This is a genomic window from Moorena sp. SIO3B2 (assembly GCF_010692525.1).
GTDB lineage: Bacteria > Cyanobacteriota > Cyanobacteriia > Cyanobacteriales > Coleofasciculaceae > Moorena > Moorena producens.
Map to the genome: position 1 here is coordinate 78,671 of NZ_JAAHHE010000016.1, position 24,042 is coordinate 102,712.

At 42.2% G+C, this 24,042-nt stretch carries 18 protein-coding genes; 5 read left to right on the forward strand and 13 right to left on the reverse strand.

The window, feature by feature from the left end; all coding sequences use genetic code 11:
• Positions 1-40: 40 nt before the first annotated feature.
• The 4 genes from cysK to F6K38_RS05825 all read left to right on the forward strand — a co-directional run bounded on the left by cysK (position 41) and on the right by F6K38_RS05825 (position 4,769).
• The gene (gene cysK, locus F6K38_RS05810) at positions 41-991 is read left to right on the forward strand and encodes a cysteine synthase A (RefSeq protein WP_009149078.1); all 951 of its coding nucleotides are present in this window, start codon (positions 41-43) and stop codon (positions 989-991) included.
• Positions 992-1,124: 133 nt separating this feature from the next.
• Positions 1,125-1,826 (forward strand): J domain-containing protein, encoded by a 702-nt coding sequence (locus F6K38_RS05815; RefSeq protein ID WP_009149080.1) that lies wholly within the window; start codon positions 1,125-1,127, stop codon positions 1,824-1,826.
• A gap of 90 nt (positions 1,827-1,916) precedes the next feature.
• The gene (locus tag F6K38_RS05820; protein ID WP_009149082.1) at positions 1,917-2,792 is read left to right on the forward strand and encodes a 6-carboxytetrahydropterin synthase; all 876 of its coding nucleotides are present in this window, start codon (positions 1,917-1,919) and stop codon (positions 2,790-2,792) included.
• 894 nt (positions 2,793-3,686) lie between these two features.
• Complete coding sequence (locus F6K38_RS05825) at positions 3,687-4,769, forward strand: tetratricopeptide repeat protein (RefSeq protein WP_009149084.1); 1,083 nt, start codon at positions 3,687-3,689, stop codon at positions 4,767-4,769.
• Positions 4,770-4,869: 100 nt separating this feature from the next.
• Here F6K38_RS05825 and F6K38_RS05830 read toward each other — a convergent pair whose 3' ends face one another.
• Entirely contained in the window at positions 4,870-5,760 is an 891-nt protein-coding gene (locus F6K38_RS05830; RefSeq protein ID WP_009149086.1) for a DUF6753 family protein, read from the reverse strand.
• A 336-nt stretch (positions 5,761-6,096) separates the two neighbouring features.
• On the opposite strand from F6K38_RS05830, the gene F6K38_RS05835 reads away from it, so the two are divergent.
• Positions 6,097-6,903, forward strand: coding sequence for a hypothetical protein (locus F6K38_RS05835; protein WP_075873593.1), 807 nt, complete (start codon positions 6,097-6,099; stop codon positions 6,901-6,903).
• 385 nt (positions 6,904-7,288) lie between these two features.
• On the opposite strand, the gene F6K38_RS05840 is transcribed toward F6K38_RS05835, so the two are convergent.
• The 12 genes from F6K38_RS05840 to F6K38_RS05895 form a co-directional block, all read right to left on the reverse strand.
• Positions 7,289-8,983: an ATP-binding protein gene (locus F6K38_RS05840; protein ID WP_009149089.1), complete on the reverse strand. Its 1,695-nt coding sequence runs from the start codon at positions 8,981-8,983 to the stop codon at positions 7,289-7,291.
• A gap of 406 nt (positions 8,984-9,389) precedes the next feature.
• Complete coding sequence (locus F6K38_RS05845) at positions 9,390-10,913, reverse strand: hypothetical protein (protein ID WP_009149091.1); 1,524 nt, start codon at positions 10,911-10,913, stop codon at positions 9,390-9,392.
• Positions 10,914-10,917: 4 nt separating this feature from the next.
• A complete protein-coding gene (locus F6K38_RS05850; RefSeq protein ID WP_287356269.1) occupies positions 10,918-11,250 on the reverse strand; it encodes a hypothetical protein in 333 nt (110 codons plus the stop codon).
• An 89-nt stretch (positions 11,251-11,339) separates the two neighbouring features.
• Entirely contained in the window at positions 11,340-13,286 is a 1,947-nt protein-coding gene (locus F6K38_RS05855; RefSeq protein WP_287356271.1) for a type IV secretory system conjugative DNA transfer family protein, read from the reverse strand.
• 137 nt (positions 13,287-13,423) lie between these two features.
• Positions 13,424-14,809, reverse strand: a complete 1,386-nt coding sequence (locus F6K38_RS05860; RefSeq protein WP_009149095.1) for a hypothetical protein — start codon at positions 14,807-14,809, stop codon at positions 13,424-13,426.
• Complete coding sequence (locus F6K38_RS05865) at positions 14,799-15,653, reverse strand: hypothetical protein (protein ID WP_009149096.1); 855 nt, start codon at positions 15,651-15,653, stop codon at positions 14,799-14,801. Before F6K38_RS05865 ends, F6K38_RS05860 begins: the two co-directional genes overlap by 11 nt.
• A gap of 273 nt (positions 15,654-15,926) precedes the next feature.
• On the reverse strand, positions 15,927-17,741 hold the full coding sequence (locus F6K38_RS05870) for a TrbI/VirB10 family protein (protein ID WP_009149097.1): 1,815 nt from the start codon (positions 17,739-17,741) through the stop codon (positions 15,927-15,929).
• Between the two features lie 131 nt (positions 17,742-17,872).
• Positions 17,873-18,670: a hypothetical protein gene (locus F6K38_RS05875; protein WP_009149098.1), complete on the reverse strand. Its 798-nt coding sequence runs from the start codon at positions 18,668-18,670 to the stop codon at positions 17,873-17,875.
• Positions 18,671-19,669 carry a hypothetical protein gene (locus F6K38_RS05880; protein ID WP_009149099.1) on the reverse strand — a complete coding sequence of 333 codons (999 nt, stop codon included), beginning with the start codon at positions 19,667-19,669 and terminating at the stop codon, positions 18,671-18,673.
• Positions 19,670-19,676: 7 nt separating this feature from the next.
• Positions 19,677-19,883, reverse strand: a complete 207-nt coding sequence (locus tag F6K38_RS05885; protein ID WP_131826890.1) for a hypothetical protein — start codon at positions 19,881-19,883, stop codon at positions 19,677-19,679.
• A 417-nt stretch (positions 19,884-20,300) separates the two neighbouring features.
• A complete protein-coding gene (locus F6K38_RS05890) occupies positions 20,301-21,008 on the reverse strand; it encodes a hypothetical protein (RefSeq protein WP_009149100.1) in 708 nt (235 codons plus the stop codon).
• Positions 21,009-21,231: 223 nt separating this feature from the next.
• On the reverse strand, positions 21,232-24,039 hold the full coding sequence (locus F6K38_RS05895) for a putative type IV secretion/conjugal transfer ATPase (protein WP_009149102.1): 2,808 nt from the start codon (positions 24,037-24,039) through the stop codon (positions 21,232-21,234).
• Between the last annotated feature and the right edge of the window lie 3 nt (positions 24,040-24,042).

The window sequence follows — 24,042 nt, forward strand, 5'->3', positions numbered from 1 at the left end:
ATGATGGATAACAACTAATAACTCAGAATTTCCAACAGTTATGCGAATTGCTCCAAATATTACCGAACTGGTTGGTCGGACACCTCTAGTACAATTAAACCGTATTCCTCAAGCAGAAGGCTGTGTCGCTAGAATTGTAGCCAAGCTAGAGGGCATGAATCCATCTTCGTCTGTTAAAGACCGGATTGGTGTTAGCATGATCAACACAGCGGAGCAGAATGAGTGGATTACCCCCGGCAAAACTATTTTGGTGGAACCGACCTCGGGAAACACAGGTATTGCTCTAGCAATGGCAGCGGCAGCCAAGGGTTACCAACTGATCCTAACCATGCCAGAGACAATGAGCATCGAGCGACGGGCTATGTTGCGAGCTTATGGTGCTCAGTTGGAACTGACACCAGGTAGTGAAGGCATGGGTGGCTGTATTAGGCGAGCTCAGGAAATTGTAGAAACCACATCCAATGCCTATATGCTGCAACAGTTTCGTAATCCAGCTAACCCCAAAATTCACTATTGTACCACCGCTGAAGAAATTTGGGACGATACGGAAGGACAGGTGGATTTCCTGGTGGCTGGAGTTGGTACGGGTGGTACAATTACTGGTGTTGCTGAAGCGATCAAAAAACGCAAGCCCAGTTTTAAAGCGATCGCAGTTGAACCAGCTGGTAGTTCTGTACTTTCTGGAGGGTCTCCAGGACCTCACAAAATTCAGGGTATCGGTGCGGGTTTTATTCCAGAAGTACTCAAGGTTGAACTTCTTGACGAGGTGATTACAGTTACGGATGATGATGCGATCGCATACGGTCGTCGTTTAGCCCGTGAAGAAGGAATTCTTTCCGGCATTTCCACTGGAGCCATACTATCAGCGGCTATTGAAGTTGGCAAACGTCCAGAAAATGAGGGATGCCTGATTGTCATGATTCAACCGAGTTTTGGGGAACGGTACCTAAGCACCCCCCTCTTCCAAGAGCCAACCGCCACCACTGATTAGTGTTATGGGGCAAGGCGCTTCGGTTCAGTAGTTATCCTAAAACCTCTGGAAATCGATGGAAATATAAGGATTGAGCTTAGTTGCTACCTCAATTATACTATCGCTGCCGGTTTCAGTAGGTTTAGTGTAGCCCATGTCAGACTCGAATCACTACCAAACTTTGGATGTTCATCCCCACGCTACGACCCTAGAAATTAAACAAGCCTACCGACGGCTAGCCAAGCGCTTTCATCCAGATAGCAACAGCCCCACCGCTGATCCGGAAAAAATTATCCAAGTTAATGCTGCCTATGAGGTACTCAGTAACCCTGAGCGACGGCGTTCCTATGACCAAAAGAGGAATTACTTTCAGGATTCATTAGAGCCTCAGAATCGACAACAGCGAACAGCTCATGCCCAAAGACATTACCAGCATCATCGGCAAAAGGGAAAAAAGACTGATGCCCAGCTAGGGGAATGGTTGCAGCAAATTTATCAACCTGTAAACCACCGGATTAGTCATATCCTTGAGCCTCTAGAGGCTCAACTTGATGAACTCTCCGCTGACCCGTTTGATGATGAACTCATGGCAGAGTTTGAAGCTTATCTGGAAGAGTGTGGTGATCATCTCCATCAAGCTCAGAGACTGTTTCAGTCTCAACCTAATCCTGCCACCGTTGCCAGTGCTGCTGCTAACCTCTACTACTGTCTTAATCAGTTAGGAGATGGGATAGAAGAATTAAAGCTGTTTACCCTTAACTACGACGACTACCACCTACACACAGGTCAAGAACTGTTCAGAATAGCTTCCCATCTGCTCTGGGAAGCTAAAGACACAGTTAAAGATTTTTGCTAATGGGTAACCAATATTATTTTTTTAGCTTACCAACGACCACTAATCCAAATTAGTTTATCCTGAAAATAAGTCTAGTTTACCTAACTTGACATGGAATGCGTCATTAAGCGCCGTGCTGAGTTTTCAGCCAGCCACCGATACTGGTTACCAGAACTGAGTGAAGCTGAGAACCTTCAGCGGTTTGGTTTGGGGAGCAGATTTCCTGGACACGGACACAACTACGTTCTGTTCGTTTCCCTGACCGCTCAGTTGGATAAGTATGGCATGGTGAAAAACTTGTCTAAAGTCAAAACGGTGATCCAACGAGAGGTCACCAGCCAACTTGACTACGCTTATCTCAATGAGGTTTGGTCAGAATTTCAGCAAACCTTACCTACTACCGAAAACATAGCACGAGTAATTTGGCAACGCTTGGTTACCTATCTACCACTACTGAAGATTCAGCTATTTGAACATCCAAAACTCTGGGCTGACTATCAAGGAAACGGTATGGAAGTATATCTGACTATCAGTAACCACTTTAGCGCTGCTCACCGACTAGCTCATCCTGACCTCAGTGACGAGGAAAACTACCAGATTTACGGTAAGTGTGCTCGTCCCAACGGACATGGACATAACTATCACATAGAAGTGACAGTTAAGGGTGAAATGGATCCGCGCACTGGCATGATTGTTGATCTAGGCTCCTTGCAGCAAGTCATGGATGAGTATGTCCTGGAAGCTTTTGACCATACTTTCCTCAATAAAGACATTCCATACTTTGCCCGGGTTGTTCCTACTGCCGAAAATATTGCTATCTATATTTGTCAGTTATTGCAACAACCAATTCAAGAATTGGATGTCCAACTTCATAAGGTGAAATTGAGTGAAAGTCCCAATAACTCCTGCGAAGTCTACTGCACACCAGAGACTACCAAGTCAGCAGTAACATCATCTAGAGAAACTCTGCTGGAAAGAACTAATTAATAAAATCTTGCGAAGTTTCACCGAAAGCCTCGGGAAAATCTGGTAAGCACCGATCGCCGAATTAATTACCTACTCGCAATCTCTGTAACCCTTATATTGTAAGGATTTGAGTTTTACAAAATGTGAATGAATTTTGTGCACCTGCTTAGTATTAAATAGCTGATGAACAAAACACAGCTAACATAGCTTGCAAGCTTAACCGTCCGCTCACAAAAAGATTCGGAAAATAACAGAAGTAAGCTTCAAAGCATTGAAGCATCAGACAATCAATCTAGGTTGTTCTGTAGTAAATGTCAATTCGCGCTTGGTCAATTCGCGCTTGGGGCAAAAGCGCTGTCAGGCTTTTTCGACAGCTTTGAGAGATGCGTCCTCATCAATTGGTAAATTGATGTGCTATACACGGCTTACCGTTATGGGGCGGAAATACCGGGTTAAATGTATCTGAGCTTGATGTAGTTCAATAAAAAAGTTTAGCACAGTCCCTACCTACAATCTTTGATGGGCAGTGGCGTGCTTTCATCGCTGGCAAGCGTAGCATGCGCTACGCCCATTAGCCCTAGGCTGAATGCTGACCTAGGGATTTTTATTTGCTGAGATTAAATCATCCATAAGTTAGATTTAGTATAGCATTTGTTATGATATTGGTAAAGTTGCGGTAACCACCATTAATGCGGTTATCATGGTAGTCAAGTACCCGCACTCGTACTGTTAGGTTGAGCTGCGCTAAATCTGAAAACCGTCATATTCTCGTTAATGCCCTGTGGTATCTCACTCAAAGGATGAGATCCGACCTTGAGCAATTCAAAACAAGGGAATATATGGCAAAGGATTTTACTCGATTGCGCAAACTTAGAAAACTACAAAACTCTTGATGATCCTTAAGAGGCAATAGGAATGGAGAGCCGGTTGCCGTGTGATGACAGCGAATATAGGGAGCGTCTAGTAGAGGCAGCACGCCAAACTTTCGTTCCTACATTACCTGACAACATTCCAGATAATGTTCATGACCTTGCGTCAAACCATCGCACCGGTGAAGCTGCTCAACTTTTAGAGAAAGGGATTGAGCAGCACCAGCGATGTCAATTATCCGCAGCAAGACAGTCGTTTCAAGAAGCACTAGCAATGTATGCGCAATTGGCAAATAGACGGGGTCAAGGAAAAGCTCTGAGTGGTATGGCCCTGACTGCTTATTCCTTGGACAACTTTCAACAAGCCATAAAATATAGTAACAAAAGTCTTGCGATCGCAAAAGACATCAAAGACCAGCGTCTTGAGGGCCAGGTTTTGGGAATTTTGGGAAATGCCTACCGTCACCAAGGAAATCACCTCAAAGCCATTGACTATGGTCAAAAAAGCCTAACTATTATGCGGCAACTCCAAGACCGACTGGGAGAGGTGACTGCCTTGAACAATCTAGGATTGGCCCATAAGGCACTAGGGGATTTGCCCCGAGCAATAGCTTGCCAGCAACAGAGCCTCTATGTTGCCCAGAGTCTTGGGTTACCGCAGCTGGAAGAGCGAATTCTGAGAAATCTTAGTAACTCCTGCTACTCCATCGGTGATTATGCTCAAGCTATTGACTATTACGAGCAGCGTTTTGCGATCGCACAGCAGATGGGTGATCTTCCCCTAGAAGGACAAATTCTGGGCAAGTTGGGTAATGCTTGCTTGGCACTAGGAGATTATATTCAAGGGATTTACTATATTCAGCAGCAATTGCTCAAAGCTCAACAAATAGGTAATCGCCGTCTAGAACAACAAGCTTTAGGTCGCTTGGGAAAGGCTTATGATGCTTTAGACAATTATGGCCAAGCGGTTGAATATTATGAACAACGTTTGAGTATTGCCCAAGCCATCGGTGACCGGAAGGCAGCAAAAAAAGCCATAGCTAGTCTGAAAGCCGCTTATTACTCTCAAGGAAACTACACTAAAGCTATGGAGTACCATCAGAAAAATTTAGCACTCACTAATCCATAAGAGAAATGGTACTTCTGGTCGGGATAAGGCTCGTACTTATTAGCCATTACCAAAACACCGACACTGATCTCTATCAAAATAGCGATAAAATAGGGTTCACTTATTTATTGTCGTCTATATACTTGCGCTGGCTCGGAGGGGCGACCCAAAGTAGACAATAGCCGCTAGTGGCTTTTTTTCCCCCAAAGTTTAACCGGATTCCTGCCTCTATGGCATCCTTTTGACACTCTAAGTTATCCAAATAGCCCGCATTCCATTTGGTTATATTTCTGGCTAATTTGCCCTCTTTACTGATTGCCCAATTTAAGGTAGCTGCTTCGTCTAGGGTTAGTTGTCTAGAACCATTGGGGTCTAATTTTGGTTGACTTAACTCAGATAGCCCCCAACCCGCTCCTAGTCCACAAACCAATGACAAAACCACAGCTCCACAAATGGCTGTAATGTTTGTAAAAGGAGATGCCTTAACAATCGGAAAATCCATTGACCCTTTGGGTGGATAGGAACAGGGCTGTCTTTCTGACTTGGATTCTATGGTTACTTTTGATTGCTCTATGGCAGACGCGTTCGCCTTTGGCGCGCTCTGAAGAGCGATCGCTTTAGCAATTTCTTGGCGCTGAATATCCACGGTGGATTGCCCCACGACATCAATCATCTGCTGGATATCCTTTTCCCAACTTCGGAATAACTGCTCTAAGGATTTAGGAGTATCTGCTAACATTGTTTCCAAACTGGACGTTGCTACCAAAAATAGGAATAGCGGGTCATTAGCGTCCAATTCTGTCGCAACAACTAAATCTAAAATTTTTGCCTTAAAGCTATCGGAACGTCCTTCTAACAGCTTTTCCAATAGAGAGTAATCCGTCTTATCCCTCTCGTCAATTAAATCTGACAGACTTTCAGGTTGCTTGATGTGGGAGAGGTTTTCTTGAGAAAGATTACTTCCTACCATTTCCCTAATTCCTTGTTTGCTTACTTCTTTATAAATAGCCATAAAATTCGATAATAACAAGATTTGTAAATATTTGTTACATAGAGACGTTAAAATCCTGAAACGATAAAAATTCTCTGAAAAAAGGAACGTTACTATAAGGGGTTATATGTACATAATCAATCCGTTGCTCTGCTTAGAGAGTACTACCAAGAAAGAGAAACAGTCAAAAACTTGAACAGGTTAAATCAGTAAGCATTCAGCAGTTAGCTAACGCGCTACGCTCAGGCTGACTGCACCTCAAGTAGCGTGGCCTACGGCCAATAGCTGTTGGCGTAGCCTGCGCGTAGCGCATATGCTTACTTAAATCAAGGGATTTAGAAGAAGGAATTTATGGCTATGACCCACCTAATTGCTCAAACTCATCACACTGATCCTCAGATAATTGATGATGATTTTTTGGATTATCCCCACGTAGATCATATCTGTCTTCAATTAGAGGAAGTCACCCTAGGAGCTTATAGCCTTGATAACCAAATTGTTTTTAGCTTACGGCAAATGTCTATACCGATTAGACAGTCTCCAAGACAAGCTCAAAAATTTCTTGAAGAAAATGGCTATCAAAAATTATGGGTTACTACTCCTTCCCAGAGAAACTTGACTGTTTATCCTCTCAACAGCTTACTGGCTTATTGGAAATATTTAGTTTCAGACAATCTCATCCCCCCCTACCTGGATAAAAATCAAACAGTTTCCTTAAAGCAACTCATTGAACAATTAGAGAAAGACCCAAATCAATTAATCCAACCAAGGGTAAACTTAATTAACCAAGATTCAGATTTGCTAAAAGCAACCCCGACTAGGATTACAATTGGTCAATCCCAATTAGAAATATTAAAGACAGAGGATGATCAGGAGTTTCGGGTTAGTTTATCCGCTGCCATGGATGCCATAGGCTCATCGGTTGCTTTACTGGTGGGAATTATTAACTCAAGGAGAAAACTAAAAAAATTGAAAGCCAAAGGTTTTTCGGGTAAGATACTATACTGTTATACAGAAACTCAAGGGATAATGAAAACTATGAGTTTAGGAGATTGTCTTCATATTTGGGAATACTTTGCCCTGAAAGGCAATACTAAAGCTGTCTATCTCCTATCGTCTTGCAGCAAACTGGGGATAAATTCTCTGCTGGAATTTAAGTCTTAATCAGCAGTTATAGCAAGGAAAGTATAGTTTAGGACATAGTATTTTGTTTTCAAGGTAACAGGGTTCCCCCCTAACCCCCCTTAGTAAGGGGGGAAGGGAACAGGGAACAAAATATGTCTTAACCTTTACTTCGACTGCTATATTTAAACCTAATCAAGGTATAAAATTCCTTGATTAAACTGGTTGGTAATCGGTAAGGCTTAAGTGTTAATGGGTAATGGTACGAGAGTAATCACAATTACCCATTACCCATTACCCATTACTCATTACATCGGATTAGATATCAGATTAAGTCCGGTTGAATACCCATAATAAAGAAGATTGATGGGGAGATAGTGTGCTGTAAAAATTGGTATTAAGGATAATTATCGGGACATGATATCACTTAAGACCCAACATTTAATCGTTCTCCCCACAAGGTAGTTATTTCCCTAGCAAAAATTGATTTATCTGGTGAAGAGGAAGGCTTACAAACCCCTTCTGCTCGATTTTCCATTGCTAAAACTCTCTCGGTATCCTGAGAATACAAGGGAGTCATTGCTTCTCGCTGCTCTAATAGATTTTCCAATTCAATTTTAAAAGGAGTTCTCTGACCTTGATGGAACACTCGCTGCACTGCTGATTCTACAATGGCACGAATTTCTGCTCCAGTACATTTTCGTGTCGCACTCAATAATCGACGCCATTGTTTTTCTGTTAATGGTCCATTTCCCTCCCGATAACGAGGATCAAATCGGCTAGCATGGAGTTTAAAAATCTCAAACCGCTCAATCTCTTTGGGAAAACCGACATAAAACAGTTTGTCAAATCTGCCAGCACGAGTTAATTCTGGAGGCAAAGCATCTAATCGGTTGAGAGTTCCAATCACAAATGTGGGAGTTGTTTTCTCTTGCAACCAGGTTAATAGAATTCCTAGAATTTGTTTGGTGTTATTTGTTTGGGAATCAAAAAACTTGTCCAATTCATCGAGAAACAAAACACAAGGACTCGCGGCCTCAACTCGACGCAAGAGTCGTTTTAAATGGGTTGGACTACTACCAATTACTAAATCCACTCCCATGCTAATTAAAGGAAATCCTAAGGTTTGAGCACAGACTTTGGCAGCAAAGGTTTTTCCTGTTCCTGGAGGACCAATCAATAGCCATCCCTTGGGCAATGGAATCCCATAAGCTCTGGCTTGATCAGAAAAATCTTGTTTCACCCATTCCAAGGCTTGTTTCAGTTTATCTAATCCCCCAAATTCCCCAACATCAGGTTTGAGGAACTCTAAACCAAATCCTTTGAGTCTGTGAATTTTGTAATTGATTAATTGCTTGGCTAGCTCTGATTGAGATTGGGCTTTGTTGACTGCTATATGAAATTGCTTGCGTTCGCCTTTGGCGCGCTCTTCAGAGCGATCGCTTAACAGGCAAGACACTATGGGGGCGTATTTATTTTTTTTCGCCGCCAGTTTGACTGCCATCCGAATTTCTTCCGGAGTCAATCCCCCGATAGACCGAGCTAGTCTGTCGTCTAGAGGTGTTTCTTGGTCAGCCAAACCATATTCTACTAAATGAGTTTTTAATAATGCCGTGACTTCCTTGGGTTCTGGGAAAGGAAATTCGGCAGCAGGAATAATTGAGTTTAAAATTCGAGGTAACTCATTCTCCCCCGTATCCAAAAGAATTAGAAACTTATCGCTTGAGAGACCAAAGTTGTAGAGAACATTAGACAATGAGGTTCTGATGGTTATGGTTTGCCCACTGTCAGCACTATCGAGTAAAGACGGTAAATCTTCTAAGATAAATAGAGCTTTACCAGAATAGGCTTGACAAAAATTCAACACTTCAACAACCTGTGCAAATGGCTCACGCTCTTCTAGGACATTAACCATTGAACTTTCTAAGGTATCATAATTTCCATCCCATTCAATTTTCTGAAATCCACGACTAGCTAAATTCCAGAGGTAAACCAGGAATACTCCATGGTGAGTAAGACTCTGACAAATCCACCTGAGTACATTGTGTCTTTCAATCAAGGGAATTCCTATAGATACTGCTCCATAGCATTCTAATAATGTCCCAACTTCGGGTATATTCATTTTCAAGCAAACGTTATTGATTCAAAATGAAATTATAGCAATCCTAAATAATTTGTGAACAATACTTCCATTTAAACTAGTCTTTGCTAAGAAAGTAATGAGTCCTGAGTAAGGTAAGCATTCAGCAGTCAGCAGTCAGCAGTCAGCCTTTGGGTGATAGCTAATAGCTAATACATTATAGCTGATGCATTATAGCTTATAAATTATAGCTAATACATTATAGCTTATACCTGTTCGCGTAGCGTGGCCATTGGCGTAGCGTGGCCTACGGCCAACTTGGCCTTGGCTGATGGCTGATAGCTGATAGCTGAATCCTTACTGAGTAAGACCTGTGACTGTTCACGAATTATAGAGGATTGCTAGATCAGGTTGTTTATTGTTGAGGGTTAACAGTTAACAAAAAGCCTTACAAAGATAGCTCCTTTGATTTCTGTTTGAGATTAATCGGTTCCGAGAAAGGTGTTTTAGCTGGCGGTTGAAAAGCCTGTCCATTGCTTGAAGCTAGTGCTGTTAAACTGGAGTGAGCAAAGGGGTTAGGAGCACCTAGGCTTTGAGATTTTAGAGACTGCACTGATGATCGAGAGGGCTGAACTAGTCGTTGTGGCGCTTGGCTCATTAAAGGTTTTAAGGCTTGCTCAAAGTAGGATAAATCCCGTTGTGTCATCTGGGACATAAATTGTCCTTTCTGCTGTGAAAAGATGGTTCCTCGTCTGTCCTTAGCCGCAATTGTGATATCGCCATTGGGAGTTGCTCTCCAGTTATAGTTGAGTTTACCTTCAACCTGGACAGTATTTCCTTGTGATTGGGCATACTCGACCAATGTATCTGCAACTGCCTTGACACGGCTAAAGTAGTCAGCCTCAGAAGCTCCTAATTGCCGAAACTTTCCCTCAGGTTTCTGTCCCCAATCTAACTGCTTTTTTACCTGTGAAATTTCTTGATATTGCTGTTCATTGAGTTTGGGTTCTCCCTGTACAGTGACCCCCATAGCACCAGCGCGAAACTTTATCAATTCCTTACCTTTTTTGTCCCTCATTGCATAGGAATTATCCTCGCGATGAATCGTATACTCTGCTGATTCATAGGTATCTTGTCCTGGTGATGCTTGAGAATTGATTAAGCGTACTAAGGTAGCAGCAGCTTCTTTTTGACGGGATGTTTCATGGTAATTAGACACAGCATTTTTGAATTTTTCCACTTTTTCTGAAATCGGTGAAACAACCTTTTCCCACCAACTCGGCTGCTTGGATTGAAGCATTCGGGCTTCAATCAATTCAGATAGAAACTCCGATTGCATAGCTTCTTGTTTTTGTTTTTGAGCACTACGAAGCATACGCATCTCATTAACCTGGCACTGCAAAAACTGCTTTAGTGGTGTATTCTCTAAAGCCTGCACTGAGCGTCGTACTGAATATAATCCACCTCTGGTTTCAGTATTAGCTTTTACGGGTTGGACTTTTGGTTTTAAAGATTGGTTTTGTGGTTGAATTGGACTAGATATCTTTTGTTTTTGCCCCTGTAGCTGTTGTTCATCAAAAGCGTTAACCTTTACCACACCTTCATCATTAGTTTGTAAAATAACGATTCCATCCAATTCTACTTTTTTATTGGTGACTCCAATCATCTCTCCTACAGATGACTCTTTGGCTAAAGTCAACTGACCAATGATGTCTGAGTTCAAGTCATTGACCAACTTATCTCCATCTTTACCATAGACTACTTTATCCTCATCGGTAATTTTAATTTCAGGCTCTTGATTACTATTGTATACCTGACCATTGAGTTGTTGAGCCTGTCGATTTTGTTCTTGCTTTTGCTGCTGCTTTTGCTTAAATGCTGCCAGTCCACTTGACCATTTGGAAATGACACCTTGGTATTGTCCTTGTAAAGATGATACATAGGACTCACTGACTATTGTTACTTTTGCCATGGTTTTAAACTCCTAATGCTCCCAACCCTAAGGCTCCAAAAATTGCTGCTCGGTGCTGCAAGTTCTGAGTGCGATCAAGCAAAATATTTTTTCCTCGATAAAACACGCAAAGCTGTCCATCGAAATACCAAGCATTGTAGTCACTGACCTGATCGTTGTGCCTAGGCATTTCATAGGGTATGCCTTTGGACACCACTACGCCAGCTAACAATCCATATTGATCAAAAATCTCAATCACATTAGGAAAATAGTCGATGGGTAATGAAGGTAGATCCGATAAGTTATTTGTTGCCCTATCTAAATCCTCTACAGGATTTATTTTATTGTTAGAAAACATGGCTTCCTCCAATTACACAATTTTCAAGTTATCAGATGGCAACCTGTAAGCTGTAACCTACAACCTGTAACCTCTAAGGAAGGAACTGATTAAAAACTTCCTTCGAGAAGGTCTGGTGAGACATCTTGATCAGATAGACGTGGAGGCCAATGAGAAGTTGCCGTGGATGAGCTAGATCCAGATTTTGGTATTAGTGCTGGGGTAGGAGAAAATGATGCTGGTGCTTGTCTAGCTCCATCTGTTGGCAATGGAAATAATTGCTCTACTAATGCCATTCTCTCCTTAAGTTGACGCACCCTTTGCTGATTAGAAACTCGGTGAGATGCTCTCTTGACTTTAATTAAATGCTCTCGAATACTCTCCCATAAATTTTCTGACCACTCCTGCTCTTTAAGATCAGATTCAGGAATTTGAATTTGTTCTAACAAAGGCACATAGCTTTCTTTGGCTCTTTGATAAGCGGGATTGATGATCACTGCTTTACCAGTAGGTAATTTAATAAACTGAGCGGGCTCTAAAAGTGGTCGCTTGTTTTTTTGATCGGATTTAGAGTGAGAACTGCCCCCTGTACCACTACTCTTGGATTTGGATTTGAAATGAATTTGAAACTCTCCTAATAGGTCAGAGAAGGTTTTAGCGGAGTCTGGATCTTGGGGATTAAAGATGAACTTTGTAGCTGTACCTCCTAGAATAGCTCTGGTCAGCTCTTTGCCATACCTGTTTTCTAATTGTCCTAAGTTTTGATAGCCTAGAATACCACAAAACCCATCTTCTCGGTTTTCATTTAACCAGTTTACCAGCTGGGGTAAGTACAAACTTGGTAGCTCATCTAGGGAAACAACTAGAGGGTCTGTTCGAGGTTTAATTCGGGATACATTTCGGTTAATTACCATATGGAGGATTGTTGCTAATAGTGGTCCGACAATATCCCGGTTATTTCGATCTAACCCAAAGACGATGAGTTGTTTTCCTTCTAAATCTAAAGGTAAGGTGGTTTTTCCGCAAAATGCTCCCATAAAGTCTTTTTTCAAGAATTTTTGGAAGGTTCTCTGAGCAATTCCGATAATACCGGCTACGGTTTTTTCACTTTCTTTGATGCTAATGATTTGGGATAGGGGGCGAGTGGTCCAGACATTTAATTTCTCCTGGGAAGCAAATTCCAATCGGCTAACTAGGTCAGGCAAACTTAAAATTGCCTGTGCTGTCATTATATCACAATATCGCTGATTTTCTACTAAGGTACCAACTGCCTTTGTTAACAAAAAGATTCCTTCGACTAAACTATCACCCGCATCTTCAAAGAACTTATCACCACTGGCTTTTCCGCCAGTTAAATCTGTATTTCGGTTAATGACTTGGGCGATTTGACCGGCTGCGATCGCATCTTCTTCATCTTTGAGTAAATCCAAGGGATTACAGACATCTGACTCGGGAAAACCAGGGGCAAAAATATGTACGTTATAACCTCTTTTTAAAGCATAACCCACAGCTCGTTTTGCTTGCGCTGGATATTTGAAGTCATATATAATTGTAGGAAATCCTTGGTCAAGGGATGAACGAATTAGAGGGTCACAGACTGAAAAGGATTTGCCTGAACCACTGGCTCCAATGGCGGCAATTCCTCGTTGGGCATCGGGAAGATATAAGGACTCGGCAGCAGGCTTAAACCAATTGAAAGCTTCAGGTTTCAGTTGCTTTTTCAATTTCCCCTGCTTTATCCATTCTTGCTCCTGACGCTTCTGAATGTCTTCGGGAGTGCCGACGTAGAGAGCAACGGAGTTTCTGGAAAGATTAGCCATCTGTGCCTGAGCTTTTTTACGAGCAGCTTTTTTCTCCTTTTTCCCTCCCCAATAACCTGTAGCTAATTGACCTTTCTTGCCATCCGGTATTATCGCTAGCAAACCCAAAGCTATCAAACAGCTGGTGATGGTGATTCCCTGATTAGTTTGGGAAAAATCTATAAGATTTTCTTTGGTAAGTTGCTGATAAATTAATCCCGGAGGTAGACTAACAACATGATTTGGAGTCTGTTTCATTTTTTTTTTAATTGAAAATTGAAAAAGGACAATAAACACAGGACTTATGCAATCAATCTCTCGGTAGGGTGCGTTATTAAATAATTATACTAATTTTGCGTAAGTCCTGTAACAATTAACAATTTTCAAATTAATGACTAAAGTAAGCCTAAAAAGATTGGATCTTTCTCCTGGTAGGATAGAAATGGTACAGGACCAATGAAATAGGGTGTACAACCTAAATCCACAAAAGTGTTACGGATACAATAGCGGAAAAACAAGGCTGTACCAGCAGAGCCTTCTGTTTCTGATGTATCCCAAACTACTACCTTAAAGGCATCGCCAAAGGGGTGTCTACCAGTGGGTTCCATCCCATCATTTATTTGTCCTAAAAAACCGGAACCTCCCTGAACTTCTTGATATTTACCACTAATCCACTGCTTACCTTTGATACTTGGTTGACCAGCTAATTCGATATGAGCACATTCACTGTCACAGGGAACTTTAAATCCTTCTTGATCACTACCGGAAATGGTATTATAGCGTTGAGATTCAGCTATGCCAAAGGCAATATCCAAAATACCAATGGCGCTTCCTTGTGCTTGAATCGGATTGGGAAATTGGGAAAATGGTACTTGGGATAAGCCAGGAACTTGAGCGATATTGGTATTCTGCCAATCCTTAAATGCAGCCAAGGGAGCAACATCAATACCAGGTAGGGAATCTAAGGTATAACCTGATAGGTCAAGGGTGTCAAAGGAAAGGTCTCTGAGGTGGGGTGAGAATGCTAAAAAGTCTCCTAAGGTTTCTGTTGGGTCAAAGCTACTGGCCAAATTGATCGATAGTAAACCAAAGACTGGTTGCAGCTGTTCTATAGTATATCTCTCCAAATCAGGGATGGCGTCTACTAAGCTACCTAAGGTTTGGGAGCTCATTAACCCAAAATCTGCTAAGGAAAGATTTCCTAAGTCGAATCCGGTTAGGGACATAATGTTATTCAAGCTAAAATTTTGTAGCTCAAATATCTGCTGAAAGTCTCCTAATTTCATATATTGGTCTGGTGTTTGACCAGCTAACCATATCCTTGATGGGTCATAACCTACGGCTTTAATCACGTCTGAGGAGGCTTGAAAAGAACCCCCTTGAGAAATACCGGGAAAACTTCCGAAGGTGACTTGATTCCAATTTGGTAGTTTAGTTCCCTCCCAAGCGGTGGTTGGCAGATAGTCTTTCAGAGGATAACTTGCAGCATTTAATGCTACCTTGGGTTTTACGTTTGGTTTTACGTGTGGTTTTACTTGTGCTTCTACCTTGGGTTCAATTTTCGTTTCTTTTACTGGTAGTTTACTGTTTTGAACAGGAGTAAGAGTTGCGACCGCTGTTGGCATTCTTAATCCAGAGGCAATAAGAATACCAGAAAGTAAAAAGCAAAGACCTAAGCCAGTGACGAACCAATATAGTAAAATAAACCCTTTTCGCCTATGCTTATCCATTTGCAACCAAGGTTTATTTTTATTGGATTTTCTCTGATGCTTACTGCTCATTATTTTTCTCCTGGATTACGACTTCTTTAGTTAGGACTTCAATGGTGTTTTTCTGTTCATTCATTTGTGAAATGGCTGTTGGAACAGTTGGACGACGACCCATTTTTTGCAATTTATCTGCCAATTCCAAAGAAATACCGGCTTGAGTGGCGGCATTTGAAATAGTCTGACCGTCTTTGATAAAAACTACGAAATTATCTAACTTTCTATGAAGTTCTGAACCCTTGACTAAAAGTCCTTGTAAGGTTGCTCGAAAGATCCCCCGCTCTATGGCATCGACGACTATAAAGTCTACGGAAGGAGTAGGCTTATTAAACTCAATGACTACTTCGCTAGGTCGGTCAGCTGGAGTCACTTTAAATAAGTAAATTTGCCTACCCTCAACAGAACGAGTAACTACTGTCAAAAGTGTGCTATTTGTCTTTGGTATACCAGGAATATCAAGTTGTTCAATCCGGCGCAAATGAATTACAGTTGCCTGATTATACTCACAGTTTTTTTTAGCAACTAAGTTATCTAAGCAACCATCGACATCAACAGCAACGAATGAGGGATTATCAATCCAGAGTTTTTCAATAACTTCCCCAGTAGAAATGAAACTGATATTTACTCCATATCCTGGAGCCAATGCTACTGGAATTGGGCTATTTTGAGGCACTGAAGATTGCCCAGAAGAGGTTAGACTTACCCGTTTGACTGCTATAGCTGAATTACCAGGATCTGCCCAAGCTGGCTTAGCTAGAAAAAGGGATAAAGCAAATAGTAAAAAAATCTGAGTTTTGGCTGGGGTAATTTTTAACTCTTGACCTAATTTGATTTCCAAGGCTGAAAAAAAATTAGTCATGGCTACTTACAAGCTCCTAAAATGAAAAATTCAAACGTCAAAATGTATAGCAATGGCAGTATAGTTTAGGACATACTATTGTGTTTTAAAGGGAACAGCGGATCCCCCCTAACCCCCCGCGCGGAAGGGGGGAACAGCGGATCTGGGAACAGGGAACAGAAATATGTCTTAACTTTTACTTCGATTGCTATAAGTATTGTCTTGATCCAGTCCCTCAGCTATCAGCTAAGTCCGTCTTCTGAATTCAGGGTTATGAATTCAGAAGACAGGCTACTACAGCTCAAAGGGTGTGTTGACAAAAACTTGTACGGAACTCCCGGCACCCATATACCACAATTTGGGCAAATTTTGTAGTCGGCGTGTTGCTGAAGCATTACGCTCTACAATGTCCTGAGCAAGAGGTTTAAACCCTCCCTCAAGCACTGCTCCCCATAGGTTGCGGTCTCGACTAGTGAAGGTGCTAGACTGGCTTGAGCCAAAACCACTGGAGGTGATAATTTGACTCCGTTCAGGTTGATTGAGTACTTCTCCGACTTTGGCAGCAGAACCAAACAAGAAGGCGATCATGTCATTTCTGGCGATATCATCAGAACCCCGATCCCAGACATTCGCCACCATGGGATTACCCTTATCTCCTCTGAGACTAATCACTCCTAGGGGTAACTGATATTCTTGGTCATCGATGATTAATGCGATCGCATCACTATTGACTAGTCCACTATCATCAACCATGTCACAGAGAAAGACAATTTTGGTACCAGCTTTGAGCAAAACTTGGTTATCTTGATCCACTAGAGGCTCACTCAGACGCACCACAAATCGTTCATCCAAATTTGGTTGTTGAGAATTTCGAGATAGGTTCGACTTTGTCCAAACAATTGGTGTAATTAATTCTCCAGCTGCTTCTTGACCAAAGGAAAATAGCTTCCGTCTGATCGGTCTCCCAGCTAAAATACTGGCTTCTTCTGAGATAGCAACTTGATCAGCAAAGATAACGGGAGATCCATTAAGGGGTTGGGGAGGATTGGGAGAGTTGGAAACTCTCTGTACAGCTGGAATTGAGTATGTACTAGCAATAGTAGAGCGTCCCCTGATCCCATTGTTTCGTTGGGCTACTGCTTGTGTTTGTGGGCTTGGTTCCATCATCGCCACATTTTCCTGTGGCGCTTCTGGAGTATTCACCGAACTCAAACCATAACTTCCCAGTTGGCTCAAAGCCAGCCATTGCTCCATGGGATCTATCTTTGGTGCTGGGGCTGGAGGAGGTGGAGGAGGTGTTGGTGCTTTTGCCACAGGGGGTGGTGTTGGTGCTCTCCGCACTGGTGCTGTCCGCACTGGACGGGGTGGGGGAGCTTGACGAATTACTACTGGTTGCTGCACTGGACGCGGTGGTGGGGGAGCTTGACGAATTACCACCGGTTGCCGTACTGGACGGGGTGCTGGACGGGTTGATGCTCTTACCACAGGAGGGGGTGGTGCTGAACGCACTGCTGGCCTAGGACGAGGTGGTGGAGCTGTTTTCGGTGATGGGGGTTCTTCTGACTTGGCAAGCTCTATGGTTGTTTTTGGTCTTTTTTTCTCTTGAATGGCTTGGATCTGTTTTTGTTGCTTGGCTAGGGCTAATTCAGTCTTCAGTCGTCCGATTTCAGAATCGGTCGCGTTTTCCGCTTCGTTATCAACACTGGTGGGAATCGGAGTAACTTTTTCGACCAATTTCTTCTTAGAAGACAAGGAGGTCATCCCTGTAAAAACTAATCCGGCGACTACAGCAATTGACCCAGTTACTGCACCAACCGAAGCACCTTTTGCCCAACCAGATTTGGCGAATTCCGCTTGGGTAACATTTAAGTCTGGATCTAAATCAGCGGTACCATCAGTCGATGCTATTACCCCCTGACTGCTAGGATTTTTTTCTTGGTCATAACTAGTATCAAATTGTAACAACTCCGCTAATGATTCTTCTGTCCATGTCGGGGCGGTATTCTCTGCACCACTGTTCTGCTGAATCAGAGTTTTTTTACTCATTTCTTCTTCAGATTTATGTTCGATGCTTTGGACATCAAAGTCTTTGAGATCTGATAGCTTCATAATTTCTCCCAGTTGCTGTAGTTATTCCAGTTGCTGTAGTCATTAGTCGCACAACACTGATGTATAAACAGGGACGGATGCACGGATTATTGGACTCTTGGAATCAGGACTATTCGACTCAGGATTCAGGTTTATTTCGAGTCTAAATCCTTGATACTGACCACCTCCAAACCTTTCTCTCTAGCCTTAGCAATAATTGGAGGTAGACTATCGTCTGCCATACCTGGTGAATACTTAGGAGGCTCCACTGCCCGTACATGCACCTGTTTGTTGAAGGGAATATAGGTAGGCAAATTATTGGTAGTATCTAGAACGGTTAACGTGCCAACCAAATCGATTGTCCATTCCCCTTCTTTTATTTTAATAGGTTCTCTGACAAATTGGGGGACAAAAGCAAATTGTGTTTTGCCCTTAAATACGTTGGATGGCGTTAAGTCTACTAACTTTAATAGAAACGGATCACGAAAATCATCGGCTAAGGCAAAGCTAGCTTTCCAGGCTTGAGTAGATATTTTACCTCGACGCCTACCTTTGCCATGAATTTCTACTCCTGGATCAGAGTCTAAGTTAGAAAAGGGAACGCCATCTTTTCCAGGTAATCGCCCTGTCCAAGTAAACAGGTCACTCATGGTTTTAATTGTAAATGCTTTAATTACCTCTGCTGTCCGTTCTTTATTCCCAATGGCTTCTACGGCAGTGGTTTCACCAGTCTTCAATTGCACTAAGGAAGGAGCTGGCTTATTAGCTAGCCTTGCTTGAGCGCCATACAACAGGGCTAGGAAAAACAGAATTAAGGTATTGTAAGCAAAGTTGCTGATTAAGATAATTCCCAGACTATCCGTCACATTGAAACTGGATAACCAAGTACTCTTCTTACCTCTTTGGAGAAATTTAAGCTTATTCTGAGGAGAACTATTCGTGCTGTCCATTTATTTCAAGCCTCCTAATACAAAAGCACTGAAGGAGTTTAAGCTATTAAAAATAGCTAGACCTCCTCCAGCGGCTAATACTAACGCTAGGATGGGGGCAATCAATCCAGCTACAAAAGCAAAAACTAATGGGTTATAACTCTCAGCATTAACAATTAAGGTGGCGACTAAACCAACAATAATGTTGTAGCATATTTTAACTAAACCGATGGAGAAAAAGCTAATTAACCAAGCGTAAATCGCCTTAGCTCCCACAGGTAATAATGTGGCCCCAACCGCTAATGGACCTAATAGTCCGGTTAGCAACATGGAAACTTCTGCTACCCACTGAAATGCCATCCCAATCGACATTAACCAACCCGTTACTGCGGTTTGTAAAGCAAAGCCAACTCGTTCAGTAACATTGAGAGGGTTAAGCAATGAACCAATTTGAGAGAGAAATGCCTGAGATGATGGGTTTAACGTTCTAGAAAACTCCTGTGCTTGTTGCTCTGCATTTGTTAAACAATCCACCTGTTGTTGAACATCGACGATAGCATCACATTGAGAAACCAAGGAATCAATAACCGCCTTCGCCCCAATATTTTCTGTCACAATTTGGTAGGATTCTTGCAAAGAAATTCTGGCAGATGCGTTTTGCAGTAGTGAATTAGACGTATTGTTGATTACACTTCTGAGTCCTTGGGTGCCATTGGCTAACATTGCTCCATCATTGGCTAACAAAACCGCGACTAATAAGGGCCAGATGATCTCAGACCACATAATTGGCTCATCGTATTCTATTAAGGCTTTTGCCCATTGAGTCATGAATAGAACTAAGCTTCCCACGGCAAAAAACACCCCCAGTTTAGTGATCACAGCATACAACCCACCTCCGAGGACTTCACTCCACAGCTCATCCATGGCTTGTGCGATCGCAATTTGTCCGGTACGACCATTCTGGATAATTTGGGAGGCTCCATTACTAAATTGAGCGATTAAGTTGGGGGTGACTATCATTTAATGACTACCTCTTGACGTGATTAGTGATGGGATGAGCAGAGTGGGGAGAGTGGGGAGAGTGGGGAGAGTGGGTAGATGAGGAATTCACAGAGATCGGCAGACGGAGGAAATCCGGAAGATAAGGACAAGTAGACATGGCGATCGCTACACATGGGGATAAACAAATAAGGTAGGAATAGGGACAAGCAGGTAAGCCAGACCAAGGAGACATAGGAGAAATAGTTTTGAGTGGGAAGTATTGAGTGCGGAGTAATGAGTGGGGAGTATTGAGTGCTAAGTGCTAAGTGTTAAGTGCGGAGGGTGCGTGAGTTCAGAATTGATAATAATTGAAGAATTCTGCATCCAGATAACTGTTGACGGTCAACGGTTAAGGATTAACAATTAACGATCAACGTAAGCATTCAGCCGTCAGGTATCAGCTATCAGCTATTGCTCCTAGGCCACGCTACTTGAGGTGCTAGCAAGCGCTTTAACTGCACGGGGTCGGATGAGTAAAACGAGCAGGGATTTTCAACCAGCCGTACCAGCCCGTAAGCTTGGTTTACTACCTCCTGTTGATTAGCTGACGGCTGACAGCTGATAGCTGAATTCTTACCAGTCAACGGCCAACAGTCAACACCCTAGCTAACTAAAACAAGCCACTTAATGAGGTAATTCTCAAAGTTTCCATACCAGCGCCCAGTTTTTGGTATTGATCTGCCTGAGTTTGTCCATCCAAAGCACGAGAGATATTGCTCTGGAGCATGTTAGAAATTTCCTGTCGTTGCGCTTCCTCAACGGTAGCGGCTTGCAAGGAGCCGAGTATGGCGGCTTGACGAGCATTCTGAAGAGCGACTTCTTTGATCACATTCTGGGTAACTGTCTGATTTTGAGCTGTTTGTGCTGATTGCTCTACCTCTGAAACGGTATTCTGCATTTGCTTTAGCTCCCGGATTGACTGCTCCTGTCCTTCTTGACTCAGAACACGAGAGGCTGAGGCTCTAGCAACTTGCCTTTCTACTTCATTAGCAAGTTTGTCTCCTTCATAAATTGGGTAATCGCTTGTTTGGAGACTTTCCTCAATTGACGCTCTGACGTCTTCCACATCGGGGATACCTAAAACTCCCATGGAATCTTCCAATGCTGATTTCAAATCGTTGTCTATGGTTTCTGGTAGATTGGTAAACTCATCTAAGAAATTTGTAAAGTAAGACTTAACCTTCTGAAATTCCTCAACAAACGAGTCAACAAAACTATCGACAATTCCACCAGAAGCATAGGCTGGTTTAGGAACTGTTGTAATTAGGGTACTAATAATTAACAACTGTATCCAAGTTTTGGTCACATTTTTAGCCATGATTGAACTCCTAGATTGAATATTTACGAAAAAATGCTGAAGGCTGAAAACTGAAAACTGAAAGCTAAACCATATAGCACTACCCATTGAGATTAGGACATTCCTAAACTCCGAAACGTAAGTAATCGCTTACTTTTGAATTCTGACTTCTAACTTCTTACTTGCCCGTAGCGCTATAAAAGCGTATCCCTGACTTACCTAGATTATATCCTATTTTTATGGCTTAATTATGAAGTCGAACTTTTGCTCTCGGATCGGGTAACTTTGAATTCACAACTTGGACTTCTGAATTACGCATTTCTGCCATTTTTTTACTAGCATAATGCATAGCCATAATTTTATCCTGGGGATGTAAGCGCATTGCTGTCTGACGAATTGCTGATTCTTCAGGATTATTAGCAACAGCTGTTAACAGTGCTGAACCGGGATAAAATCGACAGTAGGTGTAAATCCCATTGTCATCGAGTAACCATTGAGAATACATTCCTTCTTGTTTAGGAAAAAATCCTTCTGTGGCATTTTTGTTAATAATCTCTGAAGGATATTTCAAAATATTAACAAAGCTATCCACTGCTGTTGGTTGAATCCTCCCTACTAAGCGTGTTGTTATATTCTGAAAAATTTTCGCTGCACTGGGAGACTTGGAAATGGTATCTGGATCTTGAGCGGATAAAATTACCCGAATTCCTGCTTTAGCTCCATTAGCACACAATCTGCCAATTAATTCAGCAATGGAATTATACTGGAACAGAATCGGACTTTCATCGATGAAAAATATACTCACCGGCGAGGCTAAAGAACGTCTTAAGGCTGCTGAGTAAATCCCTAAGGAGAGTAGTGCAGCATCTTCGTCACTACTAATATTCCGTAAGGCAAAGACTAATAACTGAGCATCACTTCTAAAGGTAGAAGGACGACTAATCGCTTGTCCTACTCGGCTATTGATCCAATACCTCAGTCGCAATTTGACTTGATCCAAGCCTTGAAGGATATCCCCAGATACAGAGGTAACTCGCAATCTCTCTAAGGAACAAAAATCAATAAAATCTGCAAGGGTAGGCATTAATTGCCATTCTTGAGAGTCTAAGCCATTGATATTTGCTGCTACATAACGGTCATGGATTTGATCATCATCAAAAAAGGCTTTGATTGCTAAGCTTAACATGGCTCTGATGTTATCCGTATAAGTCCGGTCATGAAACGTCGTGGAGCCAAGAACCATTAGCATTAGTGCTTCGACTAAGAATTCTTTGTATTCTGTAAGTCTCTCTTGTTGTAGTTTACCATCTAATCCCTTTAAATTGGGCAACTCGAAAAGATTAACTGCCTCTCGACCAATATCAAAATAAGCTCCTTTATCCCCGAGAAAAGCGGTGTAGTCACTAAAGGTAGAACTGCCATCGGGTTTTGGATAATCCATAGCTGAGATGGGTATACCATGAGCCAAGGCTTGGGTAATAATTCCTGATGCCAAAACAGATTTTCCACTGCGGGTGGTTCCGAAAATACCTAGGTTTTTATGCTGTTTGAATAAGTCAATAAAAACTGGCGTACCCCCTTCAGCAGAGATTAATTCAAATCCCGTTCTATCCACTGTCCGGGTTTTGACTACTGGCATTAAGCCTGGTGCAATATGGCTTAAATAGGTATGCGATCGCTTAAACGGACGCATTAATAGTCTGCTCCAGGAAATTGGTAAGGTTTCTAGCCATATTTTCCAAGGATACTCGCTCTCCCTTACCATCCAAGCTGGTGGCGGAAAATAAGATTTTAAAGTATAACACGCCTGATCTAAATCTTGTGGAGAATCGCGATGAACTAAGAAAACAACCGAGACATTAAATGGCACGGCTCCTTCATAGATAGCCGCCTGAGCCTCGACATTTTTCTGAATATTTAATTGTGCTTTAACATTAATCGTATTTTTCTCCTCTGCATATTTTGAGGAGACATTTGCCTGTTTCGTCAGCGAATGCATTTTGCTGGTTACTGTCTTAATGTTCGCTTTGGAAATCTCACAAAAACAATCGGTGTCATAGACCTCATCTTTTGCCATGACTTGCCAGAGATAGCGCATTTGGGATTCTTTATTCCTCCACCCCTCAGGCTTGTCTAAAAAGAGCATGACTGCGGTATACTGGTCTTTGAGATTAATCCAACGTCGATCAGCAAATGGAATAGCGGTATAGTCTTCCATTAACAGAGAAACCGGGTGGATTTCTGAGTAAACCTCTTCGGTAACTCCAGCTTCAGTTAAGGAAAGCAACTGGGGAACTGAACGAGGTGGTGTATCATTAAATCGCTGCCACACATAATTCCAACACTCTTGAGCAGAAAGAGGGCGAATCGATAGACCCATTTGATTGCTCAACAGCCTTTCCCAAAATTGATAGCCATTATTAAAGGCAATCTCTATCACTCTCTCGATCTGCTGTTTTTCATACTCATCCAGCTTGCCAATAAATCCGTTCCACCACTTGGTAGCTGTCATCAAAAATTCTTCGATTTTATCAGATGCTCCCTCTCGACCTGATTCTACGGTATAGGTAGCAAATAAATACAATGTCTTGGGCTTTCTAATCCCCCCTTTTGTCAAGTCTTGAATTCGCTTCTTTTCTCCCATGATTAGGTACTTTAACTCGTTAGAGTCTGTACCCTTAATCAACTGACTCAACGTGTTTTGTCTATCAGTGTCATCAGTGAAAGACTTTAGGTGAATCGTGAGGGTTTCCTGCTCTGGGAAATCTTTTAACCCAGCTTCGATGGCATCAAAAACCGGGTCAATTAACTCCTGCCGTAAGGTGGTGTGAATGCCTCGACATTCAAAACCAAACACAAATTTATAGGAAGCTTCTCCTTTTCTGAGAATGTATGCCCCAACATCAGACCCATCAAGTCTGACTTCTAGGAAACTAGCTAACTTACAGTCATCCTCGAACGGCTTTAAGGTTTTCTTTTTACCATTTCCTACATCAACCCGCTTCTTTCCCATCTTTTGTTTAGCTTGATCGTGAGCTTGAGTTGTTGTCATACT